Genomic DNA, 18,512 nt, shown 5'->3' with positions numbered 1-18,512 from the left:
ATGGCGCTCGCATTGGGCGCGGATGCCGCGATGGACCCGTCCAATGCGGATGTGGCGCACGAGATTCGCGGGGAGACCGGCGGGCGCGGGGTCGACGTGGCGTACGACTGCGCGGCCAAGGGCGAGACGACGAACCAGGCGATGGCGAGCGTTCGGAATCGCGGCGCCGTGATTCTGACCGGAATCCACTCGGAGGTCAGGTTCGGATTCAATCCGCATGTGATGCGGCGGAAGGAGGTTGCGCTCTATTGCGTGCGGCGATCCAACCACGAATCGGAACTGGCGTTGGAGATGCTCGCGCGGCATGCCAAACTGTTTGCGCCCGTGATCACACACGAGCGGCCGATGTCGCAGATTGGCGCGGCGTTCGACATGGTTGAGCAGTACGGGGACGGCGCGGGGAAGGTTCTGATTACGCCGTAGTCGCGTTGAGAGATAATTGACCGCATGCCAAATCTCCGCACGACTGCTATCTCTGTTTCGTTATTGACTCTGGCTTGCGCCGCGCATTTGCGGGCGGATGCCGCTGAAGACTACTGCACGGCCAGCACCGGCAAAGTAGTGTTCCGCCAGGCGACTTATAACACCAACGGCGGCACGCCATTGCCGTTGGCGCAGACCAAACAGTTTTGCGAATACACGTCTAAGTCGGATGGCTCGCAGATCGATGTTCTGCTGGACACGTTAGTGACGACGAAGCCGACTCTCGCAGTGCTGGCTTACTACGCGAAAGAACCGCTGAACTCCGGCTGCGAGGGGAATCCGGGGTCTTGTTATTGCTCACAGCTGGGAGGGTCTGACTTATTCGGCGGCATTAATGCGGCCGGGGGCGGGTGGGTGAATAACAACTTGCCAGACCCTACTCTCGAAGCTTGTATCTTTCCCGATATGTCGTCCATTGATTCGTTTGGACTGTTTTACTACGCGAACGGGATCATTCGCGGAATCGATTTGACGAAAGTGTTGCGGTATACCCCTCCTGCCGGGGACGCGAAGTAACAGTGCCGCGAGGCTTTCCGGGCCGGCATTTCGCCCGTATTCTGATGGAGCGGCGCGGGCTCCTGGCAGGCCTCGTGAAGCGCGATTTTTCGATGCGCTATAAGGGCTCGGTGGCGGGATGGATCTGGGGAGTGATCCATCCCATCGTGCTGCTGATCAGTTACACCTTCGTATTCAGTGTTTGTTTGAAGCAGACACCTGGGCCCGGGGAAGCTACCCAGAACTTCCCCTTGTTTCTGTTCGCCGGGATGCTGCCATGGCTGCTGTTCAGCGAGACAGTCCAGCGATCGGCGACATCGCTGATCGAGCAATCGACATTGATTACGAAGACGGTGTTCCCTTCCGAGATTGTTCCGGTGGCTATCTTCCTTTCCTCCCTGGCCAGTCATTGCATTGCGGTCGTTCTGGCGATTGCGGGTGTAGCGGCGCTGCTGCATCGCGGGAGTCCTGCGCTGCTGGCGTTTCCCTTGTTAGTGTTGCTGCTCGGCTTGTTCGCCGTGGGACTGGCTTGGATTGTCGCTGGGCTACAGGTTTATCTGCGGGATACGGCGCAGATACTAATCGTGATTCTGACGCTATGGTTTTGGGTGACTCCGATCTTCATCTCGGCCGAGAAGTTTCCGCGCAAGATCCGGTTCTTACTTTGGGCGAATCCTTTGACTCCCTTGGTTCGAGCTTACCGCGATATCCTGCTGGCCGGGAGATGGCCGCGCTTATCGGAGTTAAGCGTGGCGGCGGTGTGGGGAGTGTCCGTATTCCTTTGCGGAGGGCTGTTTTTCCGGCAACTGAAGCGCGGGTTCGCTGACGTGCTGTAACGGTCGGCATGGCCCTTCGGTTCACAACCAAAAATGAAAAGGGACCGTACATCCCCACTCCGAGCCCGACCGAAAGGGAGGGTCCTCCGCTGTCGGCCGCGTGGACCCTCGCCGGGTGGCACGGTGCATGTTGGGGGCTATTTTCGAGGGAGCCGCGACGACGACTGAGCGGTTATTACACGCGCTGCTAACTAAGAGAGCGCCCGCCGGGGCTACTCTCTCACGCTCGAAGGACATCCTGAGCTTCCTGCAAGATGTGCGGCGCAGGAACGGCGACAGTGTACAAGAAGGTCGACATCGCTGTCAGAGCGAGCCTCTCAACATCAAGTGTTGGTATATCCGCTTCGGCCGCGGGCAAGCGTTCAATGGCTGATTTGCGGGAGAGGGGGAGTTTTCAACATTTAGTAATCTACCGTAATCAGTTCTGAGCCGTTCTGTCCGTTAGAGACCAAGGCGAGTCCATCCAAGTTCTCGTCGGGGACGTGTTCTGAGGTCAGCCCACCGGTCGCTCACGCTCGCGGCTCAGTTACAGGATGTGAGTTAGTGCGCGAGCCCGAAGAGCAGGATGCTTAGAACGATCGCGGCGACGGCGACATAAGTCCAGTCCTTTTCGCGGGCGAAGGCGAATATGGTGAAGGCGACCCGCAGGACCGGCGTCGCGATCAGGATTAACAGGCCGGTCATGATGATCGCGGAACTATCGAAATGCTCGGCTTCGCGCAGAGTGCTGGTCGTCGAGAGTAAGTCGCTCGGCTGGGAGACGAAGCGGGCGTAGCTTGGAAGTTTCGAGCCGTGCTGGATCAAATACCAGACTCCACCGACGGCGACGACTAATGCCGAGAGAGTCACGCCGATACGGAGTAAGTAACTGATCGTGACGTCTATACTTTGGTCCTGCTCAGCGGTGGGAATGAACGGGGGCTTCATAGGCGTCCGGTAACTCCCTCAAAGATCATTTGAACGCCGAGGGCCGCGATGACCAGCGCGAAGACCAGGCGCAGCGTCGCGGCCTGCATGTGGACGAGGAGTTTCGCGCCGACGAGCGAACCGATGAGGACGCCGAGCATTACGGGCATCGCCAGACCGGGATCGATGTAACCGCGATGCAGGTAGAGTCCCGCGCTGGCGGCTGCGGTAACTCCGATCATGAAGTTACTGGTAGTCGTCGATACCTTGAACGGGATCTTCATCACGCGATCCATCGCGAGGACTTTGAACGCGCCGGAACCAATGCCGAGCAGTCCGGAGAGTATCCCGGCCACTCCCATGAGCCCGAAACCGCCGGGTAAGTTGGTTGCCTGATAGCGGCGCGGACCTTCGGGCGCGGGAAACTCGCCGTTGAGGCGTAGCTTCACGGCTAAGTTATCGACCGCGACTTTCTCCGATTGGCGGCGCGGCGGGTGGCGCGCGGACCAGGCTGAAAAGAGTAAGACAAGACCGAAGATGACGCCAATCCAGGACTTAGGAACATGCGCGGCAAGATAGGCGCCGAACAGGGCTCCCGCGGTGGTAGCGAGTTCGAGAAACATGCCGATGCGGATGTTGGAGAAGCCTTCACGGACATAAGCGGCGGCGGCTCCGGACGAAGTGGCGATCACCGAGACGAGAGATGCGCCCATGGCATAGCGCAGGTCGACGTGCATGATGACCGCCAGGAGCGGGACGATAACGACACCTCCGCCGAGCCCGGTGAGAGCACCGAGGAGTCCGGCGAGCATGGAGGCGAGCCAGATGATCAGCGTGAAATCGAGCAGGGTCACGCGGTTGAACGGTTAGCCCTTGCCGCGAGGCTTGGGACGAAAGGTGCGGGGCGGACCGGAACGGCGGCCGCGATCGGGGCCGGGGCGCTGACCACCGGTGCGAGGACGGTCACCGGCGGGACGCGGACGGTCGAACCGCGGACGATCACCTTCGGGGCGCGGGGGTCGATCACCGGTGGGACGCGGGGGTCGATCCACACCGAAACGGGGGCGGTCCCCTGCGGGACGAAAGGGACGGTCGCCGTTCGGGCGCGGGCGATCCTGACTGAACCGCGGACGATCGCCGCCGGGACGCGGGCGGTCCCCATAGGGGCGGCTTGGCCGTTCACCGGCGCTCGGGCGATTCTCGCTGTTCGAGGGGCGGGGCCGATCGAAGCGCGGACGGTCGCCTTGAGGACGAGGCTTATCCCGATCGAACCGCGGCCGGTCGCCTTGAGGACGGGAGCCCGGACGCGGCGGACCTTTTCCGAAGCGTGGGCGCTCGCCTTGAGGACGGTCTGAGCGCGGCCGGTCCTCACGCGAAGGGCGGATCGGGCCACGCTCGCTCTTGTATGGCGAAGGCGGTCTCTCTTCCCGAACGGGCGCGGGAGCGGCGGCGGCTTGTGGCCGTTCTTCCGGGGGCGGAGGAGCTACCGGCGGACGCACGGGCGGATGCGGTCCGAAGCTGGGTGCCGTCTCAGCGCCTCCCATCGCGATGCGGGAGCGTCGGGGAGCCTGGGTTTGGGTCGCCTCCTGAGCCTCATCGGCGCGGCGCTGGTAGCAGCGAAGGATATCGTCCGCTACGGCGGCCACCACCCTCATCTCTTCGACATCATGAACGCGCACGATATGCGCGCCGGCCATGATGGATGCAGCGACGGCCGAGGCGGTCGCGAACTGCGTTTCGCGCTCGGTGGACTGAGCGAGGAACGACTTGCGCGCGGGGCCGATCAGCACCGGCAGTTCGAGTTTCGTCATCTCACCAAGGCGGGCGATGATCTCGGAATTCTGCTCGCGGCGCTTTCCAAAACCGATGCCGGGATCGACCACGATGCGATTTCGATCGACACCGGCCCGGCGGGCGCGGCTTACCGAAGCTTCGAGGTCCTTCATGATGGCGCCCATGACGTCAGTCAAAGGACCGAGCGACGACCAGGTTTCCGGACGGCCGCGCATGTGATTGAAAATAACGCCGGCGTTGAACTGGACGACGGGTTTAACGAGCTGCGGATCGAAGGTGAAACCGCTGGGATCGTTGATGATTTCGGCGCCGAGTTCGAGGGCGCGTTCGGCGGTCTCGGCCTTGTAGGTATCGACGGAAATCGGGATGCTGAGCTTCTCGCGCAGCCGCTTGAGAACGGGAACAATGCGGCGGAGTTCTTCTTCCGCGGAGACGGGTTGAGCGCCGGGTTTGGTGGACTCGCCGCCGATGTCGATGATATCGGCGCCTTGCTCTTCCATCTGCATGGCGCGGGCGAAAGCGAGATCGGGGTCAAGGTATTTGCCGCCGTCAGAGAACGAATCGGGCGTGACGTTGAGGACGCCCATGATGAGAGTGCGATCGCCGAGGGCGAGTTCGCGGTTGCGTAATTTCCAAGTGTAGATACGGCGCGGCATTAGAGAGACTGGCTTTCCAGGGACTCTCTAGTGTGGCACGCGGTGGGCCGTTAGCGGGCGAGGGCGACGGGTACCGGCGTGCGGCGGGTGTTGACGCGAGGTTCGGTGCGTCCGATTCCGGTATAGTCGAAGCCGGCGGCGCGAGCGATTTGCGGATCGAAAAGATTGCGGCCGTCGACCAAGATAGGCTGCGCCATGCAGTTGGAGACCTCTTCGAGATCGAGCTTGGCGAACTCGGGCCATTCGGTCACCAGGACCAGGGCATCGGCATTCTCGGCAGCGTGCAGGGCGGAATCGCAATAGCAGATTTTCAAATGGCTATTGTGTTCGCGGCAGACGTCCATCGCGATAGGGTCGTACGCGCGGATGCGGGCGCCCATCTGGAGCAGGCGCTCGATGATCTGCAGGCTGGGAGCGTCACGCAGATCGTCCGTGTTGGGCTTGAAAGCGAGACCGAGCAGGGCGATGGTGCGGCCCTTCAGAATGTAGAGCTTCTCCTGAAGTTTCTGAATGACGAGTTGGCGCTGCAGGCGGTTAACGGCGAGCGAGGCTTCCAGAAGACGCGCCTGGTATCCGTAATCGCCCGCAATGTGCATGAGCGATTGAACGTCCTTGCCGAAACACGAGCCGCCCCAGCCGATTCCGGCGTTGAGGAAGGCGGTGCCGATGCGCGAATCGAGCCCAATGCCGGTCATGACTTCGGGAGCGTCGGCATCCACTTTTTCGCAGATATTGGCGATTTCGTTGGCGAAACCGATCTTCATGGCGAGGAAAGCGTTGGCGGCGTACTTGATCATTTCCGCACTGGTGAGCGTGGTGGTGACCACCGGAACCGGCATGCGGAACTTGGCCGGCCGCGGGCAGAACGGCGGCGCGGGGAATTGTTGCGAGACGAGCGGCGCGTAGAGATCGTGCAAGTGATTCAGGGTGCGCTCATCCTGACCGCCGAGAACGATGCGATCGGGGAAAAGAGAATCGGCGATGGCGGAACCTTCCCGGAGGAATTCAGGATTGCTGGCGATTCCGAAACCGATTTCGCGCTCCTTCCAAGGACTTTGCTCGCGAATGCCTTCGCGGACGAGCGTTTCGACGAGATTGCCGCAGCCCACGGGAACGGTGGATTTGTTAACGATGACGCGGAAGCGCGAAGAATCCATCGCGGCGCCGACGCTGCGGGCCGCAGCCTCCAGGTACGTCAAATTCGCTTCACCGGTGGGAAGGGGCGGTGTGCCGACCGCGATAAAGATGACATCGCTTTCGCGGACGGCGGGGGCGAGATGGGCTGTGAAGTCGATTCCGCCCTCCTGCTCGGCGAGCACGAGGAGTTCAGCCAAACCAGGCTCGTAGATCGGAATGTCGTGATTCTGCAGACGGCGGACCTTGGCTTCGTCGGTGTCGACGCAAGTCACTTTGTGTCCTAGATAGGCCAGGCAGACGCCTGTTACGGTTCCGACGTATCCGGTTCCGATTACAGTGACGCGCATAGGCGGTAATCTCCCCGTTCGCAACTCGTCCGTGGAGCGCGTGAACGTACTGTAATTATAGCGGCCAAATGGGTTTTCATTCGAGAAGAGGAAGTATTAGTCGATCCAATTCCGTATCGGAATAATTTACAAAAGGTAACGGCTTGTGAAGGGACCAATACTCGATATGTTCGGCGAAAGCGCCGGGCTCCACGTTTTGCAGAGGGCCGAGAGTTTCAAGTTCGAGCATGTCGTGGCGGGTGAAGGTCTCGAACGAGCAGCCCATATCGGGATAAGTCTTCGTGGGGTCAGCGTAGGTCTGCTTGAGGAATAAGTGGCCGTTTAAGAGGTAAGCGCCCCAGGTGTGCGGGTTGAAATGGCCGAGTTTGGTGGGTTCTGGACTGTGGGGATCCTGGCGAAGCAGTAGATATTTGCGGGTGAAGGTCCAGCGCGGATCGGTGAGGTCGGTGAAAGCCCACATGACGAGGGGATTTGACGGAGGAAGCACGTCGGGATGCTTGCCGCGCGGGGGAAAGCCGGTGATGGCGATGCCGTTCTGGGCCATGATGCTGAGCGCCCAGGGGGCGAGTTCGATGGTCCAGGCGAGAGTGTTGCGGAGTTGGTGGGTGACGCGGACCTGGGCGCCGGAGGGTTCGAGATCCACGATGATTTTCTTCTCGATGCCGGTGGTGGGCTCGACGGGCTGGGTGGCGATCAGGGTATTGCCCGCGATTTCGATGGCGACCGGGCTGTTGTCGGGCGCGTAGGTGCGGGGCTGCTGCTCGGGGGCGGTCCAGATCCGATGGCCGCCGCGGATGATCCATTCGGGTTCGCCGGACTGTCCGAGGGTTTCGGGATATTCCTTAAAGAGATTCTGCTCGCCGATGAAGCCGTAACGCATAATGCGCGGGCCGATGTCGCCGGTGACGATGAGGTCGACTTCGGAGTTGGAGATGCGGTAGCAGTTGGGCCAGCCGGCGTAGGCGGTTTTTTGGATTTGGACGGGCATTTGGGTGGTGTGGATTATTATCGGACGGTAGAATCAGGAATGACCGGATAGGGGGTCGATTTGAAGTTAGCCCCCGTTCAACAGGGCCGGACTCTTGGTTCTTGGTTCAGAAGCCACGTCATATCGCAACGACTGGACGATGTCCACTCTAATCCAATATCTGCCACAAGTTACTAAAGTCATCCGACCACGGCCGCAGTCCCGGTATCGTATCAATCTGACTATCCGTTGTATCCATCCAGGGGAACCGCGCCGTTGCACGCGGCGCCATCAGGACCCAATCCGAATCGAACGTCCGGGTCACATTGTTGCGATCGCTTTCGATTAGATGCGCTTCCTGGTGAAACTCGCGGGCCAGCAAGGCCAGTGGCGCGGATAAGTCGAGATACTTATTGGACACATGAATCGCCAGCACGCCGTTCGGTTGTAACTGCCGCCAGTAAGTCCGCAAGGCTTCACGAGTCAACAGATGCACGGGTATCGAGTCGCCTGAGAACGCGTCTACAGCTAAGACGTCGAACTGATTCGAAGGTTCGCGTTCCAGTGACAAGCGCGCATCGCCGAGCACAATATCAACCTTTGCGGGACAATCCCTCAGATAAGTGAACTGCGTGCGCGCAATCCGGAGTACCAGCGGATTGATTTCGTAGAAGCGAACCGTATCGCCCGGCCGTCCCCAGGCCGCCATCGTCCCCGCGCCGAGGCCGACGACTCCCAGGCGTACCGGCCCGCGCTTCTGGAGATCGGTCATGAGCATCCCGACTCCTGTCGCCGGCGCGTAGTAAGTGATCGGGTTATGACGGCGCACGGGATCTAAGAATTGTTCGCCGTGATCGATGGTGCCGTGGGCCAGCTCGCGAATTCCCGCCGCCTCATCATCCGAAACGCGCAGAGCGCCGTAGAAGTTACGCGCCAGTAAGCGGGCCGCGGTCAGGAACTTATACTCTTTCCAGCCAACAAAGAACGCGACCAGCCCGGTCGCGATCACGCCCATCACCCACAGGGACCAGAACTGCGATTTCGCCAGCTCCTCGCGCGTGGTGCGCGCTTCGCGCGGCCGGCCGTCAAGCAACGCGAAAAGTACGATCGTGGGAGCGGCCACTAACAAAATCGGGAACTCGATCAAGCCGGGGAACACGATAGGAGCGAATGCCGCGACGAAGAGGCCCCCGAGAGCGCCGCCGAGCGCGATTGTCAGATAGAACGAAGTGAGCCGCTGCGGCGCGGGTTTGCGGCGCGCCAGTTCGCCATGCAGCACCATACAGGCGATAAACAGACCGGCGCAGAAGATCGGAATCAGCACGCGGGCTTTTTCGATTACGATCGAGCCGGCGCTGCCATAGGCCATCGCGCCGATCGCGGCGGCAAAGAGTCCGAGAAACAGTTTGCGCACATACCAGCGCGGGTTATCGAAGCATAGGATGAAGCTCAGCAGATACAGCGCGAGCGGCAGAATCCAGAGAAATGGAATCGCAGCGATGTTTTGAGTGATGTGATTGGTGACCGCCAGCAGCAGCGCCGACGCGCAGCCTGAAAGTAGAAGCCACAAGGTGCGGGTGCCCGCGGTAATCGGGGCAGCTTCGGCCTCGGCCTCCCGTTGGACGGATCTCGACTTTCTCGCCAGCGCGAAACAAAGCACCCCAAACACGACATACCCGCCCGACCAGATCCATGCCTGCCTGCGTAGCGCGATGTGCGGCTCGACCACGACCGGGTAAGTTAACAAAGCCAGCATGGAACCGAGATTCGAGAGGGCGAAGAAGCGGTAAGGAACGCCGCGTCCGCGCGCTCGGAAATACCAGGTCTGCAGCAGCGGACTGGTGGAGGCGAGTACGAAGTACGGCGCGCCGACGGTAAGTACCAGCAGGCCGAGAATGCGCAATAGCGGCAGCGAGCCATCCAGCGGTTTCCAGATCGGCGAGGGGATAATCGGAAGCGCCGCGAGGGTCAGGAGGAGCACGCCGCAATGGATCCAGCGCGCATGGCGGGCGGTCGTCAGGTAATGCGCGTACGCGTAACCGGCGAGTAAGACCATCTGGAAAAAAAGCATGCAGGTGGTCCAGACCGCCGCCGATCCGCCGAACCAGGGCAGAATCTCACGAGCGACCAGGGGCTGCACCTGGAACAGCAGGAACGCGCTGAGGAAGATGGTCAGCGCATAGAAGAGCGCTGAAGCCTTCGTGTCAGCGGTAAGCGGGAACGCCGGTGACTCGCTCGCCGATGACGAGCGTGTGGATGTGATCGGTTCCCTCATAAGTCTTCACGGTTTCCAGGTTGCACAGGTGGCGCATTACAGGATACTCCTCGGTGATGCCATTGGCGCCCAACAGGTCGCGCGCATCCCGAGCCGCATCGAGCGCGATGGCGACGTTGTTGCGCTTCAGCATCGAAATATGGGCGGGTTCGAGCTGGCCTTTGTCCTTCAAGCGGCCGCAGTGGAGCGCCAGCAGTTGGGCTTTGGTGATCTCGGTGATCATGTTGGCCAGCTTTTCCTGTACCAGCTGATGCGACGCGAGCGGGCGATCGTCGAACTGCTTCCGCGTGACCGTGTACTCGCGCGCGGTTTCGAAACAATCCATCGCGGCTCCGAGAACGCCCCAGCCGATGCCGAATCGCGCCTGCGACAGACAGGCTAGCGGCCCCTTCAAACCTTTGATTTCCGGGAACATGTTGCAGCACGGAATGCGGCAATCGGCAAAGGCCAGGCTCGAGGTAACGGAAGCGCGCATGGACATTTTCCCGTGGATATCGGATGTCGTGTAGCCGGGCGTCCCTTTCTCCACCAGGAACCCGCGGATGCCGTCCGCGGTACGTGCCCAGACGATCGCGACGTCGGCCAGCGATCCGCTGGTGATCCACGTCTTCTCCCCGTTCAGCACCCAGTGCTGGCCGTCTCGAACCGCCGTGGTGCGCATGCCGGCGGGGTTCGACCCGAAGTCCGGTTCGGTAAGGCCGAAACAGCCGATCGCCTCACCGGATTGCAGGCGCGGCAGCCACTGCTGCTTCTGCTCTTCGGACCCGAACTTCCAGATCGGGAACATGACCAGCGCGCCCTGTACGGAAACGAAACTGCGCAGCCCGGAATCGCCGCGCTCAATCTCCTGCATGATCAGGCCGTACTCGACGTTGCTCATGCCCGCGCATCCGTAGCCCTCGAGATTGGCCCCGAAGAACCCCAGGCGCCCCATCTCCGGAATCAACTGGGTGGGGAAGGCCGCGTCCCGGTAAGCCTCGCGTATCACGGGTAAAACTTCGGCGTCGACGAAATCGCGGGTCGTCTGACGCACGAGTTTTTCCTGCTCGTCAAACTGGGAATCGATCAGGAGGTAGTCCGTGAAGCTCTTGCTGGCCATATACAGTGAGATATCCGAACATAATCGTACCAATCGGGGTTCGCCGGGCGGTTCTGGTATTTTTGGCTGGTACCGGTCTTACAAAGTGCCTCGCATAACCCGGTTCTAACCTGGAGATTTACCCCTATAATCGAGAATTAGGCCTGCCGATATCACTAGAAGTGCAGGAAGCGGCGCGCCCTTAAGTCAATGGATATCAAAGCGATCATTAGCTCTCTGCTGTGGCTCGGCGGCATCGCTTTTCTGTTGTCCCTGATTCTTACTCCCATTCTGCGTGATATTTTCCGGTCGTACGACGTAGTGGATGCGCCGGATCTCGGCCGCAAAATCCACAAATATCCCATCCCGCGCGTCGGTGGGATCGCGATTGCGATCTCGTATACGGCGGCTTTTCTGCTCGCGCCTGCGCCCGCCGGTTCGCTCTTGCGCAGCAATCTGTATCTGGTCTGGCGCCTGTTGCCGGCGGCCGGGGTGATCTTCGCTACCGGCGTGATCGACGACCTTTTCGGCCTAAAGCCCTGGCAGAAGCTGATTGGGCAATTCTGCGGTGCAACGATTGCGTATTTCGCTGGAATCCGCGTTTTGATTGTGGTGGGTGTCGCCACCGAGGACTGGTGGAGTTATCCGGCGACGGTCCTTTGGCTCCTGGTTTGCACGAATGCGTTTAATCTGGTGGACGGGATGGACGGCCTGGCGGGCGGCATCGGTCTGTTCTCCACACTCACCATCTTCATTGCAGCTCTGGTGCATCAGAGTCCGGCGCTGGCTCTCGCGACAATTCCGCTAGCCGGATGTCTGCTGGGATTTCTGTGCTACAACTTCAATCCCGCCACCATCTTTTTGGGCGATTCCGGCAGCCTCTCGATGGGCTTCCTGCTGGGCTGTTTCGGTATCATCTGGACCCAAAAGTCGGCTACTCTGCTTGGAATGACCGCGCCGCTGATGGCGCTGTCCATTCCATTGCTCGATACTTGCCTCTGCATTGTGCGGCGGGCTTTAAAGCGGCAGCCGATTTTCTCTCCGGATCGCGGACACATCCACCACAAGCTGCTCGACCGGGGTCTGACGCCGCGCCGCGCCGTTTTGGTGGTGTATGGAGTTTGCAGTCTGGTCGCGTGTTTTTCGCTGCTCCAGAGCACGGTTCGCAACAACCGCTTGAGCGGATTGATCACGATCATCTTTTGCGCCGTGGCTTGGATCGGCATTCAGTATCTTGGATACGCGGAATTCTCGGTCGCGGGCAAGATGCTGTTCAGCGGCGATTTCCAGCGGACGCTCAAGGTGCAGCTTGAGCTGCATAGCTTCGAGCGTGAGATCGCGAAGGCAACCACCGTCGAAGACTGCTGGAAGTTGCTGGTGGGTACGGCTGAGCGCTGCGGGTTTATCAACGCGCGGCTCAATCTGGAGAATCAACAGGTATTCACTTCCGAGTTGGCTCACGTCGAAAATCCCGGTGGGAATTCGCAATGGAGCGTTCACATTCCGCTTTCGGGTTTCGGCTACGCTGAATTCGCGCGCCCATTCGGCACGCTGATTTCGTCCGCCGTCGTCGGTTCGTTCGTAGACGCCGTACACGGGTCTTTCGACGTCAAGCTCCGTGAGCTGACCGCAGCCGAGCGCGGACGGTCGCGTGAATCGGTGAGCGCCCTGGCTAGTCCCACCGCGATTTAGTCCGCATGCGGCTTCTCTCGCTGATGCCCGCCCAGAGCACGGCGGTGCTGATTTTCGATTTCCTGATCACCGGAGCCGTGTTCGCGGGATCCCTGTACATGCTGCTCGGCCCCATGGCGCCGATCTACATGACCGACTCGCGCGGCTGGTTGCAGGTGCTCCTCGCCGTGTTCACCGTCCTGATCGGCCTTTATTTCAATCAACTTTATACGACGTTGCGGGTCGCTTCACGCGTCGCCCTGGTGCTTCAGCTTTCGCACGTTCTGGGGCTTTCTCTGGTTCTGCAAACGCTGTGCGCTTACATGAGCCCCGATCTGGCTCTCCCCCGCCGGACGGTGCTCCTCGGAACGTTTCTATGCTTCCCGGCGCTGCTGCTGTGGCGTCTCGCTTATAGCGGCTTTCTTTGGAAGCTTTTCGGACGGCAGAACATCATCCTGGTCGGCAACGATTTGCTGGCGCAGGAACTGGTGCATGGCGTTGAAGATCGCCCCGAACGCGGATTCTGCCTCATTGGCTATGTCGGCGAGCCGGTTCCGGCTGATGTGATTGCCGCGGCTTATTTGGGACCGTTCGAGCAGCTGCCCGCTCTGGTAGCGGAACTGAAGCCGGACCGCGTCGTCGTTGCCTGTTCCGACCGCCGCGAGGGGGGATTGCCGCTCGAAGAACTGCTGACGCTGCGCGACCGGGGAGTGCTGATCGAGGAAGGCGCGCGCATGTACGAAGTGCTGTGTTCCCGAATCTGTTCTTCCGAGTTCCGTCCGGCGCACTATATCTTCGACCAGACGATGGTGCATCGGCCCGGCAGTCTGGCGCTTCAGTCCATCTATCTGAATGTAATGGCGTTGGTGGGGATGGTGGTGCTGATCCCGCTGCTGCTCGTGTTGGCGATTGCGGTCAAGATTTCCACCCATGGCGGCGTGCTCGATTCAACCCCGTGCGTCGGCTATCGCGGCATTCCCTTTCAGATGCACCGGTTCCGGACGACGCGAGTAGACGCGGGTTCCGGCCGCGTGGTGACGACGCGGATCGGGCGTATGCTGCGCCGCACGCACCTCGAACTTTTGCCCGCGCTCCTGAACCTATCCCGGGGCGAGATGTCGCTGGTGGGACCGCGCCCGTGCCGCCCGGAAATCTCGCATGAACTCGAACGGCATATCCCGTTTTTCCAGCAGCGGTACACCCTGAAACCGGGTTTGACGGGTTGGGGCCAGATCAATATGAGCGAGCGGGACCACCCGGCCGACGCTCTGAGGTCCCTCGAGTATGACCTCTATTACCTGAAGCACATGTCGCTGTCCCTGGACGCTTACATCCTGCTGCATCAGCTTCGGCAGATGCTCAGTTTCGCCTGATTTCCCAAGGTGTGAGCACGACCCTAAAGTCGCGGCGGCGTTCCGACGATAGGGGTCACATGACGTTGAACCTTGCCGCTCTTTACCTCTGCGCGATCGCCGCCATTACGATGCTTGGCTTGTTTGCCCGGCATAATCGCAAGATAGGCTGGGTGAAACAGCGCAAGACGTTTGTTGCGGATCTGCTCGCGCTGCAGTCCGCCTGGGACGAGATCGATCAGGCGGTCGCCGGGCATAGCGTCATGAGTGCAAGCCAACCGATTTCGGCGGAAGCCAAAGCCGGATTTTCAATCCAGCTCGCGAACATGCAGCAGGCTCTTGGCCACCAGACGATGCACCCGGAGATTCAACCGACAACCCAATCCCAAACCGAGAAGCGCGAGAGGGTTTTGGTCTAGGCTCTGCATTGCTGAGGCGATGCCGAGGCGATGCTCAGGCGATCCAATACGGCTTGCCGAACCGGTTCTGCAATCCATGGACGAAGCCTTGCACCGGAGCTTTCAGATTCGGCCAGTTCCGGAGTTTCGGATCTCTCAGTATCTCGGCGCAGGAAGAGAAGACGAAGTACAGCTGGTGCATGAGGAATAAGTTGCGATTCACGGGAACGCCACAGTTCTTGAACGTCTCGTACGTGAGGAAGCGGTTGCGGACCCCGAGATAGAAGAGCATGCGAGACCGAACGGCTTTCTGACCGGCCGCCTTCTCCACACCGGCGTAGCGGATATAGATCAGGTGACCGTGCTGCGAGGCAATGAACCCATAGGTGGTGTCGTCGCCGATGACAAAGTAGCGGGTATCCGGTAAGCCGGCGCGCTCGATCAAAGCGCGGCGGATGAGAACACCCTCGAAACAGCAATAGGAGATGCTGGTCCAGTCGCGGCCGTTATCGAAGGAGGCCTCGCGGGTGTAAGTCATGGCGGCGCAGGCGTTCGCATCCCAGATCGCTTCCCAGACGAGCACCTGCCCGTTGACGAGCTTGCGGCACTGGATGAGATCCGCCAGATGTCCATACCCCAGCATCACTTCGAGCGCGTCGGGACGCATGCGGATGTCGTCATCCATCACCCAGACCCAGTCGTAGCCGGCTTCAAGGGCGCGCTTCATGCCTTCGTGAAAGCCGCCGGCGCCGCCCGTATTCGCGCCCATGTGGACGACTTCAAGCTGTGGAAACTCTTCGGCGAGCAGTGCTTCCGTTCCGTCCGAACTCGCGTTGTTGATGATCAGGATGTGATCGATCGGGCGGGTTTGCGCGAGCAGCGATTCGAGGCAGGTCCGCAGGAGCAGCTTGCGGTTGAAGGTGACCACAACGGCGCAGACGTGTTCGCCGACGACTGGCGGAGCCGGGTTCATCCGCAAACGGCCGGTGCGGCCGCGGGAGCGGCTACTTCGCGGAACCACATCTCGAGCACCAGCAGCGACCACAGCCACGTGCGGTTGTCGCGGCGTCCGGATTGGTGCTCCTCAAGCAACTGGCGGACGAACGGCGCGTTGACAATGCCGCGATCGGTGAACGGACTCCCGGTCAGATGGTCGTGCAGCATGTCGCGCAGCGGTCCGCGCATCCAAGGCGAAAGCGGGACGGCGAAGCCCATCTTCGAGCGGTGCAGCAGTTCCGGCGGAAGACGGTCGGCCATGGCATCGATCAGGATCGCCTTCCCTTGCCGCCCGCGAATCTTCCAGGCGTTCGGAACCTGTGAGGAGAGTTCCGCCAGCTCATGGTCGAGCAGTGGACAGCGCACTTCGAGCGATGCCAGCATCGACATGCGATCGACCTTGACGAGCATATCGCCGGAGAGTTTCGCCGTCGCTTCGAAGTAGAGCATTTCCGTCAATAGATCCGAGCCGGCGGGAGCGACGCAGTCGCTGAACTGAGCGCTGAACTCCGCAAGGTAGGAGTAATCTTCATCGAGCATCCACTCCGCCGCGATCAGGTGTTTCCGCATCTGATACGGCGCATAATTGCTTTCGAAGTAGCGCGCGCGAGCCGAGGGACGGCTCAACATATGAAGGTAGTTCTTGCCGCGGGCGTCGTAGGGCAGCAATCGGGCAAGCTGTGCGGCGGCCGATCGCGCCGCGGAAGGAATGCGTCCGTAGCCTTCTAAACGCGGCGCGTCCTGGAAGATCTCGTAACCGCCGAAAAGCTCGTCGCCGCCGTCCCCGCTGAGGGCGACCTTGACGTGCTTCCGCGCGAACTCGGAGACGATGAAAGTCGGGATCGCGCTCGAGTCACCGAAAGGTTCATCGAATTGCCGCACCAGCTTCTCAACGAGATCGATGGCGTTAGGGCGAACGATGATCTCGTGGTGGTCCGTTTGGTAGCGGTCGGCAACCAGACGCGCGTAGCCCAGCTCGTTGTACTCCGCTTCCTCGAAGCCGATCGAGAATGTCTTTATGGGCGCGCTGGACTGGAGCGCCATGGACGCGACGACTACGCTCGAATCGATCCCGCCGCTGAGGAATGCGCCGAGAGGAACATCGGCGACCATGCGGATGCGGACACTCTCGTCGACTTTGTCGCGGATGCGATTGCGCATTTCGGGTTGGGAGACGCGCGAATCGACGGTGCGCTCCGGTACGGGATACGACCAATAGCGCTCGATGCGGTGCTTTCCGCTGGAATCGACTTCGAGCCAGCAGCCGGGCGGCAGCTTTCGTGCGTGGCGGAAGATCGTCCAGGGGTCGGGAATCCAGCCGAACTGGAAGTAGAGGCGGAGCGCTTGTTCATCGACATCGGTCGGAAGCCCGGCGATGCGCAGAGCCTTCAGTTCGCTGCCGAAGAGAAACCTGCCGGGTAGCGCGGCGTAGTGCAGCGGCTTTTTGCCCAGGCGATCGCGTGCCAGGATCAGCTTCTTGGCGCGGCTATCCCAAATCGCGTAGGCGAACATCCCGCGCAGGCGCGCGACACCGGCCGCGCCCTCTTCCTCATAGAGATGGACCAGCACCTCGGTATCGGTGCGGGTGCGGAAACAATGACCGCGGGACTCGAGCTGCTCGCGAAGCTCCGCGAAGTTATAGATCTCGCCGTTGAAAACCGTCCAGATGGTGCCGTCCTCGTTGGAGATGGGCTGATGGCCGGTGTTGAGGTCGATAATGCTTAAGCGCCGCATGCCGATTGCGGCCCGGCCGTCGGTGAGATAACCGGCGTCATCAGGTCCGCGATGGCGGAGTACGTCGCACATGTCGCGGAGCAAATCGGCGTTCGCCGCGCCTTGCCTGTTGAGATAACCCGCTATGCCGCACATGCTAAGTCCAATCCCTATGCTACTTTGGGTTCGATGGCGCCGCATCTACCCCCGTCGTCGTGAGGCAGCGTTCCGTCCGCGAGCTTGCTTTTCGAGTGCATCAGCAAGCCGCAAGTGCCTGGGATCGCATTCTTCCGGCCCCGCGGTTCGAAGGCGAACTGAACTCGCTCCCACTGCCGGATCCTCTCGTTGTCGCGGCGGCGTTGCGGGACACGCCTTATGCCGCAAGTCTCAGGAACATCGCGGAAGCTATCTTGCGACGTGAGATGCCTGTTTTCGATCAGACTCTTGCGCTGCCGCCCGAGATCGACTGGAGCCGGGATTATCAAAACGGAGTATCGAACCCAATTCGCTGGTTCCGGCGAATCCCGTTCCTCGATTTCGCCGTATCCGGCGATCATAAGTACATTTGGGAAATCAACCGGCATCAGCATCTGGTCGCGCTGGCGCAGTATTGGGTTTTGTTTGGGGAGCGAAGGGCGATTGAACGCATTGAAGCGGATTTGATTTCATGGCAAGAGCAGAATCCGTTTGTTCGATCGGTCAACTGGGCCAGTGCTCTTGAAGTTGCATTTCGCGCCCTGTCGTGCATGTGGGTGTTGCACCTTTGCGGCTCTGCACTCAGCGGGGCGACGCGGGAGTTACTCGGCACTGGATTATTCCAGCATGGTGTTGCGATCCGGCATAACTTATCGACTTACTTTGCTCCGAATACCCACATACTAGGCGAAGGTGTCGCGCTGCACGCGCTCGGCATTGTGTTGGGGCGGGACAGCTGGCGTAGGCAAGGCGCTGCAATTGTAAGTCGCCAGTTTATAGCTCAGATTGAGGCGGATGGCTTTCATTTCGAGCGGTCGACTTACTATCATTTGTATGCGCTCGATATGTTTCTGTTCCATTACTTACTTGCCGGCCGTCCGGCGGCTTACGAACCTACGCTGATGCGAATGGCCAAGTTGCTGGAGAGTTTACTCGATTCAGAGCGTGCAATTCCGGTGATCGGCGACGATGACGGCGGGCGGTTCTTTCATCCGTATGGGGAGCGCAACCGATTCGCGAACGCCACCCTCGCTACCTGCGCGACTTTGTTTCCCGCTGCCGGACTCTCTGCGCGCCAAGCCGATCTTAGTGAGCAAGGTATTTGGTGGATCGGACCGGCTACACTCCACGAACAGTCGCTGCCCGACTTGAGCGAGCATTGGGCGAGTAGCGGACTTACTGTGTTTCGGCGCGGGGCGGCGAGAGTAACCTT

Annotated in this window: 16 protein-coding genes; 7 read left to right on the top strand and 9 right to left on the bottom strand. The window is 60.5% G+C overall.

Annotated elements, in window-relative coordinates; all coding sequences use genetic code 11:
* From H1Y01_RS08070 to H1Y01_RS08060, 3 genes are all read left to right on the top strand, one after another.
* On the top strand, positions 1-423 hold a 423-nt coding region (locus H1Y01_RS08070; RefSeq protein WP_180539929.1), incomplete at its 5' end, for a zinc-binding dehydrogenase.
* 24 nt (positions 424-447) lie between these two features.
* Positions 448-999 carry a hypothetical protein gene (locus H1Y01_RS08065; RefSeq protein WP_180539928.1) on the top strand — a complete coding sequence of 184 codons (552 nt, stop codon included), beginning with the start codon at positions 448-450 and terminating at the stop codon, positions 997-999.
* Between the two features lie 2 nt (positions 1,000-1,001).
* A complete protein-coding gene (locus tag H1Y01_RS08060; RefSeq protein WP_180539927.1) occupies positions 1,002-1,814 on the top strand; it encodes an ABC transporter permease in 813 nt (270 codons plus the stop codon).
* A 540-nt stretch (positions 1,815-2,354) separates the two neighbouring features.
* On the opposite strand, the gene H1Y01_RS08055 is transcribed toward H1Y01_RS08060, so the two are convergent.
* The 7 genes from H1Y01_RS08055 to H1Y01_RS08025 all read right to left on the bottom strand — a co-directional run bounded on the left by H1Y01_RS08055 (position 2,355) and on the right by H1Y01_RS08025 (position 10,995).
* Positions 2,355-2,741: a DUF1634 domain-containing protein gene (locus tag H1Y01_RS08055; protein WP_180539926.1), complete on the bottom strand. Its 387-nt coding sequence runs from the start codon at positions 2,739-2,741 to the stop codon at positions 2,355-2,357.
* Positions 2,738-3,574, bottom strand: coding sequence for a sulfite exporter TauE/SafE family protein (locus H1Y01_RS08050; protein ID WP_180539925.1), 837 nt, complete (start codon positions 3,572-3,574; stop codon positions 2,738-2,740). Before H1Y01_RS08050 ends, H1Y01_RS08055 begins: the two co-directional genes overlap by 4 nt.
* Before the next feature lie 12 nt (positions 3,575-3,586).
* Positions 3,587-5,170: a dihydropteroate synthase gene (gene folP, locus H1Y01_RS19490; protein ID WP_219341378.1), complete on the bottom strand. Its 1,584-nt coding sequence runs from the start codon at positions 5,168-5,170 to the stop codon at positions 3,587-3,589.
* Between the two features lie 50 nt (positions 5,171-5,220).
* Positions 5,221-6,654 carry a UDP-glucose dehydrogenase family protein gene (locus H1Y01_RS08040; protein ID WP_180539924.1) on the bottom strand — a complete coding sequence of 478 codons (1,434 nt, stop codon included), beginning with the start codon at positions 6,652-6,654 and terminating at the stop codon, positions 5,221-5,223.
* Positions 6,655-6,730: 76 nt separating this feature from the next.
* Complete coding sequence (locus H1Y01_RS08035) at positions 6,731-7,642, bottom strand: hypothetical protein (protein WP_180539923.1); 912 nt, start codon at positions 7,640-7,642, stop codon at positions 6,731-6,733.
* Positions 7,643-7,790: 148 nt separating this feature from the next.
* On the bottom strand, positions 7,791-9,896 hold the full coding sequence (locus H1Y01_RS08030; protein ID WP_180539922.1) for a fused MFS/spermidine synthase: 2,106 nt from the start codon (positions 9,894-9,896) through the stop codon (positions 7,791-7,793).
* Positions 9,826-10,995: an acyl-CoA dehydrogenase family protein gene (locus tag H1Y01_RS08025; RefSeq protein ID WP_180539921.1), complete on the bottom strand. Its 1,170-nt coding sequence runs from the start codon at positions 10,993-10,995 to the stop codon at positions 9,826-9,828. The genes H1Y01_RS08030 and H1Y01_RS08025 overlap by 71 nt, the downstream gene beginning before the upstream one ends.
* A 189-nt stretch (positions 10,996-11,184) precedes the next feature.
* Here H1Y01_RS08025 and H1Y01_RS08020 point away from each other — a divergent pair, with 189 nt between their 5' ends.
* From H1Y01_RS08020 to H1Y01_RS08010, 3 genes are read left to right on the top strand one after another with little or no spacing between them, the layout of a single operon-like run.
* Positions 11,185-12,666 (top strand): MraY family glycosyltransferase, encoded by a 1,482-nt coding sequence (locus tag H1Y01_RS08020; RefSeq protein ID WP_180539920.1) that lies wholly within the window; start codon positions 11,185-11,187, stop codon positions 12,664-12,666.
* A gap of 5 nt (positions 12,667-12,671) precedes the next feature.
* Positions 12,672-14,018 carry a sugar transferase gene (locus H1Y01_RS08015; RefSeq protein ID WP_180539919.1) on the top strand — a complete coding sequence of 449 codons (1,347 nt, stop codon included), beginning with the start codon at positions 12,672-12,674 and terminating at the stop codon, positions 14,016-14,018.
* A gap of 59 nt (positions 14,019-14,077) precedes the next feature.
* Entirely contained in the window at positions 14,078-14,416 is a 339-nt protein-coding gene (locus H1Y01_RS08010; RefSeq protein WP_180539918.1) for a hypothetical protein, read from the top strand.
* 34 nt (positions 14,417-14,450) lie between these two features.
* Here H1Y01_RS08010 and H1Y01_RS08005 read toward each other — a convergent pair whose 3' ends face one another.
* Both H1Y01_RS08005 and asnB read right to left on the bottom strand, forming a co-directional pair.
* Positions 14,451-15,368, bottom strand: coding sequence for a glycosyltransferase family 2 protein (locus H1Y01_RS08005; RefSeq protein WP_180539917.1), 918 nt, complete (start codon positions 15,366-15,368; stop codon positions 14,451-14,453).
* Positions 15,365-17,260, bottom strand: a complete 1,896-nt coding sequence (gene asnB / locus H1Y01_RS08000; RefSeq protein ID WP_180539916.1) for an asparagine synthase (glutamine-hydrolyzing) — start codon at positions 17,258-17,260, stop codon at positions 15,365-15,367. Before asnB ends, H1Y01_RS08005 begins: the two co-directional genes overlap by 4 nt.
* Before the next feature lie 95 nt (positions 17,261-17,355).
* Between asnB and H1Y01_RS07995 the strand changes: the two genes are divergently transcribed.
* The coding region (locus H1Y01_RS07995; RefSeq protein ID WP_180539915.1) for a heparinase II/III family protein at positions 17,356-18,512 on the top strand (1,157 nt) is incomplete at its 3' end.

Origin of the sequence: Nevskia soli (genome assembly GCF_903970205.1) — a bacterium.
Taxonomy (GTDB): Bacteria; Acidobacteriota; Terriglobia; order Bryobacterales; family Bryobacteraceae; genus Bog-113.
The sequence above is the reverse complement of the archived record's forward strand: the minus strand, read 5'-3'. Positions and strand labels throughout refer to the sequence as shown.